Here is a 13880-nt window from a genome sequence, read left to right as displayed (position 1 = left end):
GGCGTTTTTTAGCTGAAGGTTCTGCCGCGACGCAAAGCGTTTTTGGCGTGCTCAGCTTCCAGCGCTGTTAATTTCACCGCCACTCGCTCAAGATCGGCGAAAATACTGCTCACCGTCGGCGCTCGTCCTGCGCCCTTGCCCGAGCATGTCAGCGCTCGGCCGTCAGTACAGGTCACGCGCAAAGCGTTGCCTTCTTTTTCTGTCTTGGAAAAGAGTGGGTCTTCATCGACTCGTTCGAACGAAACTTTTGCCTTTGTTTGTCCGTCCTGGCTTTTAACCACATGCGCGATCTGCTTCCACACGCCGCCGCTTTTTACGAACTGGCCGGCCTTTTCGGCTGACAATGGTTCTACCTCGATAGCATCGAGGTCAATCTCATGACCAAAAGCCTCGTAAGTGAGGATCGAAATTTTCGCTCTTGCGTCTTCGCCTGATAAATCGGCTGTCGGATCGGGTTCGGCAAAGCCGGCTTCCTGTGCGCTGATGACCGCGTTGGTGAAACTCGCACCATTTTTCATCGCTGAGAGGATATAGTTCACCGTCCCGTTCAGGATCGCCCTGATCTCGCGCGGCGATCCTTCTTCCCGCGCTTTACGCACCGTCTCAACCATAGGCGCCCCGCCGCCGACGGATGGTGAATAGGAAAGAACGGCGCCATGGTCGTGCGCGTATTTGTGCAGCAACGCCAATGAACCGGCGATCGCCTGTTTATTCGCCGTGACGATACTCACACCCTTGCTCAGCGCGGCCTCAATCAGCCAACGGCCAACCTCGCCAGAAGGCAACGCATCCACAATTACGTCCGGATGCTCAACCAGCATCACCGCCGGATCGGAATAGGTTCGCAGGTTTTCAAGTTCTTGCGCGCGAGCCTTACCCGGATCGCGCACAAGCGCCGCGCAAAGGCCATAAGGCTTCGTTTGTTTCGCCAGCTCAAGCGCGGCGCCCTCGCCGATCACGCCAAGCCCGGCAACCGCCACGCGCAATCGCCTTGGAGAAAACTCGCCGCTATTGCTCACAGATACGTCCTTGTCATCAACATCTAAGCACATTTGCTCGCCGCCCCTTCCGGCAGATACGCCACATTGTCTTCTTCCGTACCAGCAGCCTTGTCCAGCGCCGCCAGTATATCTCGCACCAAGTCATCGCCATGCTCAAGCCCGATGGAAAACCGGACCAACCGTTCGGAAATGCCGGCGATCTTTTGCGCTTCCGGCGTCATCGATGCATGGGTCATTGTCGCCGGCGTACACACCAGGCTTTCAAACCCGCCAAGGGACTCTGCTATCGTGAAAATGTTCAGATGCCGTAAAAGCTTGATCACATCGACGCCCTCAGCGAATTCCACGCTGAACATGGCCCCGAACCCGGCCTGTTGCGCTTTGGCGACTTCATGCCCGGGATGGCTTTCGAGCCCGGGATAGTAAACGCGCGATACTCTTTCATCAGCAGCAAGCGCCGATACGACGTCGTTTGCTGTTTTCTGTTGCCGCTCCAGCCTGGGGAACAGCGTGCGAAGCCCGCGCAAGGTCAAAAAGGAATCGAACGGCGCCCCGGTGACGCCCGTACAGTTGGCCCACCAGGCAAGCTCATCACCGAGCGCCTGTTCCCTGGCGATGACTGCACCGCCAACCACATCCGAATGGCCGTTAATGAATTTCGTTGTCGAATGAACAACCACGTCACAGCCAAGCGCCAGCGGTTGTTGCAAGGCCGGCGACAGGAATGTGTTGTCAGCGACAGTGATGGCACCGCATTCCCTTGCGAGCGCGACAATGCCGCGAATATCGGTAATTCGCAAAAGCGGGTTTGACGGCGTTTCGATCAACACCAGCTTAGGCTTCATCGCAAACGCGTTTTTCAGCTCAACAGCACTGGTCTGGTTCGCAAAGGCCAGCTCGAAATGCCCGCGTTTGGCGCGCGCCGTTAGCAGGCGGTGCGTGCCGCCGTAACAATCATGCGGCGCCAGCACGAGCTCGCCCGGATTGACGAGGTTCAGCGCAAGATCAAGCGCCGCCATACCGGAAGAAACCACAACGCCGCGCGCGCCGCCCTCAAGCTGGGCCAACGCGTTTTCCAGTTGCGTGCGTGTCGGGTTGCCCGAACGCGCATAATCATATTGCGGCTTTTCAAGCGGATCGTTCCAGCCGTATGTTGCAGACAAATGCAACGGCGGCGCAACGGAGTTGAACGCCGGATCGTCGGCGACGCCTGCGCCCGCGATAATGGTTTCCGGACGGAATGACTCACTCATGACTTGGCTCCTTTTAGGAATTCTTTGATGTGGGGGCCAATGGCGCCGGGCTCTTTCAAAAAGGCGTCATGACCAAAAAGGGATGGAATTTCGACAAACCGCGCCGCGTCGATCACACCGGCTAATCGTTTCAAATCCGCAGGCGGCGACAGACGGTCACTGGTTGCCGCAATGACAAGCGTGTCGGCCTTAATTTTTGCCGGATCGGCGCGATGACGGTCGATGGAATCGGAAAGCGTCAGGTATCGCTCGGCACTCACGTCATACGCCTCGCCCCGCGCGATCAGATATTCGCAAATATCGTAAGGCGCGCCCGCGGCCTCGCCGTATGCGTTGCTCGCGAAACGTTGTTCGAACTCTTCCGGCGTGCGGTAAGACACCATGGCGAGCTGGCGGGCGAGCGACACGCCCTCCTCCGGCCTGCCGCAGTCATTGGCGAACTGGATGATCCGGCGCTGCACTCCCCGCTGCGCCGTTGCCGCCGGGTGCGGACGGTCAGGTGCCGATATGGCGATGAGCTTTTCAATCCGTTCGGGGAACAATTCGGCAAATTTCAGCCCGACCATGCCGCCATAGGAAGCGCCGGCAAAGGCGTAAAGCTTTTCAACGCCGATGATGTCGAGGGCATGGGCGAATGCACGCGCCTGATCCGCAGTTGAAATGGTGCGCGCCGCCTCGCCGGGATTGGGCAGAAAATCAAAACCGATGACGCAATATTCATCGAGATTGATGGCGCCGCCAGCCGACACAAACTCCTGCCACCAGCCGCGGTCTTCACTGGTATCGGCAATGATCCGCCCAGAGGAAACGCCGCCCGCCGCCGCAACGACAGGCTGAGTAAGGTCACCGTAAATGCGTACGCTGAGCTCCGGTTTCGACAACGTTTCGCCGCTGTCGAGTTCAATATCGCCGGGCAGAAAAATGCTGACTTCGCTATAGAGCACCGTTTTGCGAAGAACCGTTTCTTCCGTCTCGATTTGCGCGCTTGCCATGGCTCGTCTCTCGCGTCATTTCCAAAACCGAACACCGCAAAAGCGGCGCACACTCATTTCAGAAATTCGCTTGAGACCTCATCGGACGAGCATAGCCTCGTTCTTCGTCCGACCCATCTCTCGAGAAAAGAAACCCTTGTCTCGTAGGAATTGGCACCTTTCCAGAAAACCGGTCTGATTTCCTGACGGTTGCCCCAGCGTCAACGGGCCTATCCCTCGGCTGGTCTTGATGAGTTGACGAGACGTTTACTTCGCAACTGCGAAGCCGTCAACAGGATATTTTATGGGGAGCCGGAAATTGGCAGGAATGGCTATGCCCGTGATGGTTTATCGCCCTTTGATAATACTGTACTTCCAGCCGGTTTTTTTGTCTGAAAGCCTATAGTTCAAATCCGAACGAGTGCGCCAACTTTTTAGTTTGTTGATTTCCTACAGCTATTTCGATCACCATTCAGTCAGCCAAGAACCGCTTTGGGTCTGATGTCTGCTATCGGCCCAGACAGGTCATTCCTCGTTCGCCGCGGCATGCCAGTGTACGCCCTTGGCGCTGATTTCTAGAATCAGTCTTCTGGATAGCTCTTTCCAAGGCGTCGCTGACTTGTCGTACTCCACCAATTCGTAACGACGACCACATGTTCTCAAACTCGTGCATGGCGCGAGATTGGGCTCCTTATCCCAACGAATTCTTGCGCGGCGCATCAATTCGGTCATTGCGTCTTGTCGAGTTTCAAATTCTCCATTTTGGAGTTCGGCGTGTGCCTCGTCCTCAATAATAAACATTACTAGCTCCACGATTGGTCTCGGGTCGCCGAATTACTGTCGGGCAGTATCACACAATTGTCGGCTATCGGTGAAAAGGCAATGACCAGGCCTAATACACAGGGAATTATGCGGCTTTGGGCACCCTTGTTCGCACCTCTTCCCACTTCCCGGTTTCACCCGCTTCGGCGCGCCGAGGGGCTTTTGGGTTGCAGGTCGAGTCTGCAAAGACGAGTAGATGGATTGCGTAAACCTACCGTAGTCGTCATCCCGGCCCCCGAGCCGGGATCCATAAGGTGCAAAATTATTCGTATAAAAACTTTACGAAAAGAAAATCTCTGGATCCCGGATCAAGTCCGGGATGACGCTGACGGTAGACCGGTGTTAATATCTACCCCACCAGACTGAACGGCGATGCATGGTTGATCTTCAACCGTTCTTCCAGCGTCATCCGCACAAGGATGTGCGGGCCGTCCATAAATTCCTTCGGCGTGCGGCCGTTGAACTGTTTGAACTCGCGGATGAAGTGCGCCTGATCGTAATACGCGGTACGCGCAACATCGCGCCAGTCATCGAGATTTTGCCAGGTCAGGCGGTTCGCCGCATGTAATGCGCGAAATTTACGGTGCAGTTTCTTTGGCCCTGATCCAAAATAGGCCTTACACAGACGTTCCACTTGCCGATGTGAAAAATCAACATTGTCAAGCAGATGTTCAATCTCGTTCGGCTCCGGGTCGACGATCCAGTCCGTCGCCTGTTTGATGAAATCTTCATGGACGCTGCGTTCGTCAGTGACGAGCGATAAGAAAAGTTTATCGGCTGCGGCAACGACTTGCTGGTTGTCCGCCGCTGTGAAGACGCCATCGATCAATGACCTGTTCTCTGCCGGAACCGCTTCAGCAAACGGTAAGTGCAGATCGGCGGCCTCTTCCGCGCTCATAGCGAACATGCGCCGCCAGCCGAGCGGCGTAATCGCCGCGCCGAAAACCCTTGTATGCTCCGCGAATTTGATACGGCTCCAGCGATAGGTTGGCCCGCATAACACCGACGCGCCTGCGGGAAACGCCTCATACTCGCCGGACAAGTCCGACCACACCGTTCCCTCAAGGATGAAACGGGCGTTGGCGATTTCCGCACGCATAATGTCGGCAATCTCGAACGGCAGCGATACGAAATAATAGCTGCTCACGAACTGACGCAGTTCCGGCGCCGGTTCAAAATATGAGAACTCCACTCCCCTTGAAACTCCCTAACTTTCTTTCAACACCTTTTTCAGGTTTCTCGCAGCTTGCCGTATGCGTTGTTGGTTTTCAACGAGGCCGATGCGCACATGGCCGTCCCCTTCCTCGCCGAAGCCGAGGCCTGGCGCCACGGCGACATCGGCGCGTTCTATCAGCAATTTTGCAAATTCGACCGAACCCATCTCGCGGAATTTTTCCGGGATCGGCGCCCAGGCGAACATCGAAGCCTCCGGGGACGGAATATCCCAGCCCGCCATGCTGAAATGTTCGATCAGCGTATCCCGGCGTGCTTTATAGATACTGCGGATTTCCTCGACACAATCCCATGGTCCGTCAAGGGCGGCCACCGCCGCAACCTGGATCGGCGTGAAGGCGCCATAATCTAGATAGGATTTGACCCGCGCCAGCGCGTTGATCAGCCGTTCATTCCCGACCGCCATGCCCATACGCCATCCCGCCATAGCGAAGGTTTTCGACAAGGAGTTGATTTCAACGGCGATGTCGCGCGCGCCATCCACCTGCAAAATCGATGGCGGCGGGTTTTCGCCGAAGAAAATTTCGCCATAGGCAAGGTCAGAAAGAATGTAGATGTCATGCTTTTTCGCGAGCGCCACGGCTTCCTTATAGAAACAAAGGTCGACGACCTGCGCGGTCGGGTTCGACGGATAATTCAACACTATCGCCCGCGGTTTCATGTGCGAGACCTGAATGGCGTCGGCGACGCCTTTCAAATACGCCTCGGGCGACGGCGCAGGCACGGCGGCAATCACGCCGCCAGCGATGATGAAGCCAAAGGCGTGAATGGGATAAGCCGGATTCGGCGCGAGGATCACATCGCCCGGACCGGTAATCGCCTGCGCGAGATTCGCAAACCCTTCCTTCGACCCGATAGTCGCAACAATTTCCGTTTCCGGCGAAAGTTCAACATCGAACCGTCGCTTGTAATAACGCGCCATGGCGCGGCGCAGACCTATAATGCCGCGTGAAACCGAATAACGATGCGCTTTCGGGTTACGCGCTGTTTCAACCAGTTTTTCGACGATGTGGGCTGGCGTCGGCATATCCGGGTTGCCCATGCCGAGATCAATGATATCGCGCCCGCCGGCGCGCAGCTTCGCCTTCAGCGTGTTCACTTCCTCGAACACGTAAGGCGGCAGTTTTTGAATGCGGTAGAATTCTTCTTGCTCGGCCATTTATAACCACTGCTGTCATCACGGGCTTGTCCCGGTGATCCAGGGCCCTTACCGGAATTTCTGGATTGCCGGAACAAGTCCGGCAATGACAATTTTCCTTAGCGAAAGTGAGGCGAAGTCACGCTGATTTGGCGGCGGCGTCCATCTTTTGTTGCCGGGCGATAAGCTCCAGCGGCTCAACAACCCAGAATTTGGCCCGGGCGTTACGCCAGTCGTCAAGAAGACGGCGGGCTTTCGCTGACTTGGTCTCGCTCCAGTGACGTTCGATCAAGGCGTGGCATTCAAAATCGTCTTCGCCATCCATAAAGCCGCGCAACGCGACGCTTTCAGGGTTTACTTTGTCTTCGAAGCTCCCGTCCTCATCAAACACATAAGCGCGCCCGCCGGTCATGCCCGCCGCAAAGTTGTTACCGACCGTTCCGAGAATGACCGCAACTCCGCCGGTCATGTATTCGCAGCCATTGGACGAGCAGCCTTCGATGACAGCGGTTGCGCCGGAGTTCCTGACGGCGAACCGGCCGCCCGCGCGGCCAGCGGCAAACAGCACGCCTGACGTCGCGCCATAAAGACAAGTATTGCCGATGATCGCGTCATTCTCGCCCGCTACGGTATCAGCCGGACGAACCACCAAAGCGGTGCCCGAAAGTCCCTTGCCCACATAATCGTTGGCGTCGCCATCGACGATTACTTTCAAGCCGAACGCTGAAAAAGCACCAAGCGACTGACCGGCTGAACCTTTCAGCCTTAGCGTCACATGATCTTCGGTCAGGTCCTTGCGTTTGAAGGTCCGAACAATCTGTGAAGATATGCGGGCGCCGACAGCCCGGTCCGTGTTCTTGATTGGAAATGAAAGCTGCACTTTTTCCCGGCGCTCGTAAAACGGTTTCAGCTCCGGCGCGAGGCGCTGGTCAAGCGTATCGACAACGTCCTGCCGTCCTGTCCGTTTCGAGCGTTTCGGGCGTTCGCCAGCATCAACAAGAGTCAGGATCGGATTGAGGTCAAGATCGTCAAGATGCTGCGCGCCGCGCGAAACCTGATCGAGCAAATCCGCCCGTCCGATAATGTCTTCGAGTGACGTTGCGCCAAGATCGGCGAGAATCTGGCGTGTTTCCTCAGCGATAAACGTCATCAGGTGAACCACATGTTCCGGCAAACCGGTGAACCGTTCGCGCAATGACTCATCCTGCGTGCATACGCCGACGGGACATGTGTTCGAATGGCACTGTCGCACCATCAGACAGCCGAGCGCCAGCAATGACACGGTGCCGATGCCGTATTCTTCTGCGCCGAGCATGGCGGCGATCACGACATCGCGGCCCGTGCGAATGCCGCCGTCGGTTCTCAAGGTCACTTGCTCGCGCAAATTGTTAAGGGTCAAAACCTGATGCGCCTCAGCGAGGCCGAGTTCCCACGGCGCGCCTGCATATTTGATCGACGACTGTGCGCTGGCGCCCGTGCCGCCGACATTACCGGAAATCAAAATGACATCAGCCTTTGCTTTCGCGACGCCCGCCGCGATGGCGCCGATGCCTGACGCGGACACGAGCTTGACGCATACCCGCGCATCCGGATTGATTTGTTTCAGATCGTAGATGAGCTGCGCCAAATCCTCGATTGAATAAATGTCATGATGCGGCGGCGGCGAGATCAGCATGACGCCGGGCGTTGAATGACGCATGCGCGCAATGAATTCAGTGACCTTGAAACCTGGCAATTGACCGCCCTCGCCCGGCTTCGCTCCTTGCGCAACTTTGATCTCTATCTCTCTGCATTGATTGAGATATTCCGCCGTAACTCCGAAACGGCCTGAAGCGACCTGCTTGATCGCAGAGTTCGCATTATCGCCGTTGGGGAGCGGCTCATAGCGTTCCGGCACTTCGCCGCCCTCGCCCGAGACCGACTTCGCGCCAATGCGGTTCATAGCAACGTTGAGCGCGCCATGGGCCTCTGGCGACAAGGCACCAAGCGACATGCCGGGGGTTACGAACCGGCGGCGGATATCGTTCGCGTTCTCAACCTTATCGACGCCAACGGCCTCTCCCATGGGACGTGCGCGCAACAAGTCGCGAATTTGCGACGGATGCTGACTTTTGAGCGCCGCAGAATACCGGGCAAAGGCCGCTGCATCGTCATTTCGAACCGCCAATTGCAGATCGTGAACCAGATCCGCCTCGACAATATGATGCTCGCCGCTGCGGCGGTGACGGTAAAACCCTCCGACGGGCAATCGCGCCGCGTCGCTTTCCCATGATTGCGCATGCAGTTCAGCCGTTTTCTTTTCAAGACCGGCAAGACCGATGCCGGAAATACGGCTTGTCATACCTGGAAAGAACTCTTCGACAAGCGTGCGCGATAGTCCGAGCGCTTCGAAACTGCAGCCGCCGCGATAGGCGGAAATAACCGATACGCCCATTTTTGAGATGATCTTCATCAACCCGGCTTCGAGCGCGGTTTTGTAATTGAGCGCTGCCTGTCCGAGCGTAATATCGCCATATCGTCCGTTCGCCTGCGCCTGTGCAAGAGAGTCAAAAGCCAAATAGGGATTCACTACGGTCGCGCCGACCCCTACCAACACAGCAGCGTAATGGGCGTCGACACATTCGGCGGAACGCACGATCAGAGAACAATAGCTTCTGACGCCAACTTTCGTAAGATGCGCGTGTACGCCGCCGGCTGCAAGGATCATCGGAACGGCGACGCGAGCCTTGCCCTGATGCTCATCAGTCAGCACAATATGACCGGCGCCATCTTTCACCGCCGCCGCAGCCTCTCTGCGAATGCGCGTCAACGCTGCATGCAGGGCGACGCCATCATCCCGCACATCTTTCACATTATAGGTACAGTCTATCTCAACCACTTTTTGATCAAGCAGTTCGCGCAACCGCTCGAACATTCCGTTGGTAAGGATCGGGCTTTCAAGCACGAAAACGTCTGTCTGCGTCTCGTCAGTGACAAGAATGTTGCCAAGGTTTTTAAACCGCGTCTTGAGGCTCATGACCCCGTCTTCGCGCAACGGATCAATCGGCGGGTTTGTCACTTGCGAAAAATTCTGCCTGAAAAAGTGCGACAAGGGCCGGTAATTATCCGAAAGCACAGCGATCGGCGTGTCATCGCCCATGGAACCGACAGCTTCCTTGCCATCCTCAACCATGGGCCGGAGGATCAGATCGAGCGATTCGAGATCGTATCCGGCAGATCCCTGACGGCGCAACAATTCCACGCCATCATAGAGGCGTTCTTCCGGTCCGGGACCGATTTTCGGTTCAAGCTCGACAATGCTTTCAAGCCATTCCGTATAGGGATGCTTTTCCGACAGTTCGTCGAGAATTTCCGCCGAAGAATAAAATTTGGCGCTTTTCATGTCGACGGCGATCATTCGTCCCGGCGCGATGGAGCCACGCTCTTTTACCTGGCGTCCTTCAAGCGGACACATGCCTGTCTCAGACCCAACCGCCAGAATCCCGTCTTCAGTTATGGCGTAACGCAGAGGCCGCAGGCCATTGCGGTCAAGACCGGCAATCGCCCATTGCCCATCAAATGCGGCGATGGCGGCGGGTCCATCCCAAGGCTCCATCACAGCGTTGCAGTATTCATAAAGCGCGCGCCATTTTTCTGGCATGACGGATGCGCGTTTTGACCACGCTTCCGGGATCAAGAGCGCTTTCGCCATGGGCGCCGAACGCCCGGCGCGCACGAGAAGCTCAAAAACCTGATCAAGCGTTGCTGAGTCTGACGAACCAGGCTGGATGACCGGTTTGATCGATTCCCCATCTTCACCGAATACTTCGGCCGCCATGGGAATCTCATGGCTTTTCATCCAGTTTACGTTGCCTTTAAGCGTATTGATCTCGCCATTATGGGCAAGCATGCGGAACGGCTGCGCCAGGCGCCATTCGGGAAATGTGTTCGTCGAATAGCGTTGATGGAAAATAGCAACGCGCGAGATGAACCGCTCGTCCTGCAAGTCAGGATAAAAGTTGTCAATCTCCTGCGCCAGAAACATGCCTTTATAAATGATGTCCTGTGACGACAGTGAGCAGACATAAAGCTCATGCAGCCCCTGTTCCCGCGCACGCTTTTCGATACGCCGCCTGACGATATAAAGAATACGGTCAAGCTCGTCCTGGCTTCGTCCCTTGGGGTCACAGAACAGGATTTGCTCAATATCCGGCCGGGTCGCATTGGCTTTCGAGCCTAAAACGCGCGCCTGCACCGGCACCTGGCGCCAGCCATAAATATAAAACCCGCGATGAAGAATTTCAGACTCGACAATCGCCCGCGCAGCATCCTGCGCGGCGAGGCTGGTGCGCGGCAAAAACAGCATACCGACGCAGATATCTTGCTTGCCGGCTTTATGGCCCGTGCGTTCAACAAACGCACGGAACAACTCCTGTGGTACATTTAGCCGAATGCCTGCGCCGTCGCCGGTCTTTCCGTCCGCATCAACGGCGCCGCGATGCCAGACGGCTTTGAGCGCCGCGATCGCCATATCGACAATCTCGCGGCGCGGTTTTGCGTCAAGCGCCGCCACCAGCCCGACGCCGCAGGCGTCATGTTCTGACGCAGGATCATAAGCGTTCGCTGCTGTCAGCAGGTCACGCCGGCGCAAATATGTCGATACGCAATCAGTCATGGTCTTCTTCTTTTTTATTCGGCAGCGATTGGCGTAATGTTCGCGGAATTGAGTTGCATCGTGATGGCTGCGGCGGCCTTGCGCCCATCGACGATTGCCCAAACCACAAGCGACGCGCCGCGCACGATATCGCCCGCCGCATAAACGCCCGGAATATTTGTTTCGAGCGTCGCGCCATCAACGCGTAATGTCCCGCGGGGCGTCACTTTCAAGTCCGGTTCATTGAAAAGCGCTGGCAGGTCTTCCGCTTCAAACCCGAGCGCCTTGATCACCATATCGGCGTCAATGTCGAATTCGGCGCCGTCAATCTCCACAGGCGCACGGCGCCCGCTTTCGTCAGGCTCGCCAAGCTCCATTTTTGAAACGCGAATGCCGTTTGCTTTGGCTGCATCACCCTTTACGCCTTTAGGCGCGGCAAGCCATTCGAATATGACGCCTTCTTCTTCGGCATTCGCCACTTCACGCAGCGAGCCGGGCATGTTTTTGCGGTCACGGCGGTAAAGACATATAACGGATGTCGCGCTCTGTCGGACGGCCGTACGCACGCAATCCATTGCCGTGTCGCCGCCGCCAATGACAACGACGCTTTTGCCGCTCGCATCAAGATCGCCTGTATTAAACGCGGCGACATCATCGCCTAGTCCTTTGCGGTTTGACGCCGTCAAATAATCAAGCGCCGCGATAACGCCGTTATTGCCGGAACCGGGACAGACAAGATCACGCGCCTTGTAAACGCCCGTGGCGATCAAAATCGCATCGTGGTCAGCGCGTAATTCTGCAAGGGTTGCGTCGCGCCCGACCTCAAAATTGCGTATAAACTGAACGCCACTTTTTTCAAGATGCTCCGTGCGCCGGGAGACAACATGCTTTTCCAGTTTGAAATTGGGAATGCCGTAAACCAGCAGTCCGCCTGTGCGGTCATAACGGTCGTAAACTTTTACCTGAAACCCTTCCTTACGAAGCTCTTCCGCTGCGGCGAGCCCGGCTGGCCCTGCGCCGATCACGCCTACGGACTGTGGCCGTTCCTCGGCTGGCTTCACCGGTTTGATCCAGCCTTTATCCCACGCCGTTTCAGTGATGTATTGCTCGACGGAACCGATCGTCACCGTTCCATGACCGGACTGTTCGATGACGCATGAGCCTTCACACAACCGGTCCTGCGGGCAAATACGCCCGCAGACTTCAGGCATGTTGTTAGTCGCCGATGACAACGCATAGGCGTCTTCCAACCGTCCTTCAGCAACCGCCTTCAGCCAGTCGGGAATGTCATTGCCAAGCGGACAGTGATCAGAACAGAACGGCACGCCGCACTGACTGCATCGCGACGCCTGCGTACTCGCATGATCATCAGCAAAACGCGCATATATTTCGTCAAAATCCCGGCGACGCTCGCCGGAATTTCGCTTCATTGGCGTTTCACGTTCCCGCGAAACGAATTTCAACATATGCTCTTTAATGTGAGCCTCCGCCGATTTGGTTTAACCCTTCGCAAATTCCGGATAGGCCTCAAGGCCCAGCTCCGCCTTATCAAGGCCCATTCGCTCATGTTCATCGCTTGCCCTGACGCCAAGGGTATATTTAAGCGCCAGCCAGAACAACAAGCTGAGTGTAAATACAAAGACGCCTATCACGACCACGCCCGTCAATTGGCCGAAGAATGTCACCTCGCTGTTGCTGAGCGGGACGATGAGCGTACCCCATATGCCGCAAAATAAGTGCGCAGGGATCGCGCCGACAACATCATCGATCTTTAACTTATCCAGAACCGGCACAGCCAGCGTCACTATAACACCGCCGACAGCGCCGATCAAAACCGCAACCCAGACCGCTGGTTGCAATGGTTCCGCCGTGATTGAGACAAGCCCGCCGATGGCGCCATTCAAGACAATCGTTAGATCCACTTTCTTGTACAACGCTTGCGTTAAAAGCAGCGCCGCGACAACGCCGCCGCACGCCCCCATGTTGGTGTTAACGAATATCTTTGACACATCTGTCGCATGCGGGATCGTTCCGAGCGCGAGTTGAGAACCGCCATTAAATCCAAACCAGCCGAGCCAGAGAATAAACGTGCCCAGCGTCGCCAGAGGCAATGAAGAGCCTGGGATAGGAGCGACCCTTCCACTGACATATTTACCGTTACGCGCGCCGAGCACCAAAGCGCCAGCCAGCGCCGCCCAGCCGCCGGTCGAATGAACCAGCGTTGAACCGGCGAAATCATCAAACCGGGCGTCAAGCCAGCCCTCGCCCCAGACCCAACTCGCCTGGATCGGATAGATAATGCCAGTCAAGACCGCGACGAAAACCAGGAACGGAAAAAGCTTTATGCGTTCCGCCAGCGTGCCGGAAACAATAGACGCCGCCGTCGCAACAAACACCATCTGAAAAAACCAGTCCGAATGCGCCGAGTAACCATTGCTGAGCGCCTCGCTTTCATCCCCGCCCCAGAAAATATTCAGCGGCGCGATGACCCCGCCTTCGGCGACGCCATAGATGAGATCATAGCCGATAAAATACACCATCAGGCCTGCGACGGAAAAAAGCGCAATGTTCTTTACACATATAGTGGCGGCGTTCTTTGAGCGAACCAGACCAGCTTCCAGCATGCAAAATCCAGCCGCCATAAACATGACAACCATGCCGGACACGAGAAACAACAGCGTGTTGAATACAAACGCAGATCCGTCAGACGGCGCCGGTACAGCCAACGCAGCATCTGCTGCTTCCTGAGCGCCGACGCCAGACACGCACGCAAAATAGGCTGCCGTAAATACGACGAGAAATTTTATTTTGATTTTCACGATATTCATG

Annotated in this window: 9 protein-coding genes and 1 riboswitch; all 9 genes read right to left on the bottom strand. The window is 56.3% G+C overall.

What is annotated here, in order from left to right; all coding sequences use genetic code 11:
• Positions 1-8 precede the first annotated feature (8 nt).
• The 9 genes from PUV54_RS12885 to PUV54_RS12845 all read right to left on the bottom strand — a co-directional run bounded on the left by PUV54_RS12885 (position 9) and on the right by PUV54_RS12845 (position 13879).
• Positions 9-1052 carry a homoserine dehydrogenase gene (locus PUV54_RS12885; RefSeq protein WP_274492672.1) on the bottom strand — a complete coding sequence of 348 codons (1044 nt, stop codon included), beginning with the start codon at positions 1050-1052 and terminating at the stop codon, positions 9-11.
• The gene (gene metB / locus PUV54_RS12880) at positions 1043-2254 is read right to left on the bottom strand and encodes a cystathionine gamma-synthase (protein WP_274492671.1); all 1212 of its coding nucleotides are present in this window, start codon (positions 2252-2254) and stop codon (positions 1043-1045) included. The genes PUV54_RS12885 and metB overlap by 10 nt, the downstream gene beginning before the upstream one ends.
• The gene (gene metX / locus PUV54_RS12875) at positions 2251-3246 is read right to left on the bottom strand and encodes a homoserine O-succinyltransferase MetX (protein ID WP_274492670.1); all 996 of its coding nucleotides are present in this window, start codon (positions 3244-3246) and stop codon (positions 2251-2253) included. The genes metB and metX overlap by 4 nt, the downstream gene beginning before the upstream one ends.
• A 110-nt stretch (positions 3247-3356) precedes the next feature.
• Positions 3357-3482: riboswitch (SAM riboswitch) on the bottom strand.
• Between the two features lie 268 nt (positions 3483-3750).
• Complete coding sequence (locus PUV54_RS12870) at positions 3751-4026, bottom strand: hypothetical protein (protein WP_274492669.1); 276 nt, start codon at positions 4024-4026, stop codon at positions 3751-3753.
• 370 nt (positions 4027-4396) lie between these two features.
• Complete coding sequence (locus PUV54_RS12865; protein ID WP_274492668.1) at positions 4397-5239, bottom strand: helix-turn-helix domain-containing protein; 843 nt, start codon at positions 5237-5239, stop codon at positions 4397-4399.
• 15 nt (positions 5240-5254) lie between these two features.
• Positions 5255-6439, bottom strand: coding sequence for an LL-diaminopimelate aminotransferase (locus PUV54_RS12860; protein WP_274492667.1), 1185 nt, complete (start codon positions 6437-6439; stop codon positions 5255-5257).
• A gap of 118 nt (positions 6440-6557) precedes the next feature.
• Positions 6558-11072, bottom strand: coding sequence for a glutamate synthase large subunit (gene gltB, locus PUV54_RS12855; RefSeq protein WP_274492666.1), 4515 nt, complete (start codon positions 11070-11072; stop codon positions 6558-6560).
• 14 nt (positions 11073-11086) lie between these two features.
• Positions 11087-12529, bottom strand: a complete 1443-nt coding sequence (locus tag PUV54_RS12850) for an NAD(P)-dependent oxidoreductase (protein ID WP_420797963.1) — start codon at positions 12527-12529, stop codon at positions 11087-11089.
• A 21-nt stretch (positions 12530-12550) separates the two neighbouring features.
• On the bottom strand, positions 12551-13879 hold the full coding sequence (locus tag PUV54_RS12845) for an ammonium transporter family protein (RefSeq protein WP_274492664.1): 1329 nt from the start codon (positions 13877-13879) through the stop codon (positions 12551-12553).
• Position 13880 lies beyond the last annotated feature (1 nt).

Origin of the sequence: Hyphococcus flavus, from assembly GCF_028748065.1 — a bacterium.
In the GTDB taxonomy this organism is placed as follows: Bacteria; Pseudomonadota; Alphaproteobacteria; order Caulobacterales; family Parvularculaceae; genus Hyphococcus; species Hyphococcus flavus.
This window is presented reverse-complemented; position numbering and strand designations above follow the sequence as displayed.

Excerpts from the sequence above, each read along its gene's own strand:
- PUV54_RS12870 (WP_274492669.1), bottom strand. The coding sequence starts at position 4,026 with ATGTTTATTATTGAGGACGAGGCACACGCCGAACTCCAAAATGGAGAA.
- PUV54_RS12845 (WP_274492664.1), bottom strand. The coding sequence starts at position 13,879 with ATGAATATCGTGAAAATCAAAATAAAATTTCTCGTCGTATTTACGGCA.
- metB (WP_274492671.1), bottom strand. The coding sequence starts at position 2,254 with ATGAGTGAGTCATTCCGTCCGGAAACCATTATCGCGGGCGCAGGCGTC.
- PUV54_RS12885 (WP_274492672.1), bottom strand. The coding sequence starts at position 1,052 with ATGTGCTTAGATGTTGATGACAAGGACGTATCTGTGAGCAATAGCGGC.
- metX (WP_274492670.1), bottom strand. The coding sequence starts at position 3,246 with ATGGCAAGCGCGCAAATCGAGACGGAAGAAACGGTTCTTCGCAAAACG.
- PUV54_RS12860 (WP_274492667.1), bottom strand. The coding sequence starts at position 6,439 with ATGGCCGAGCAAGAAGAATTCTACCGCATTCAAAAACTGCCGCCTTAC.
- gltB (WP_274492666.1), bottom strand. The coding sequence starts at position 11,072 with ATGACTGATTGCGTATCGACATATTTGCGCCGGCGTGACCTGCTGACA.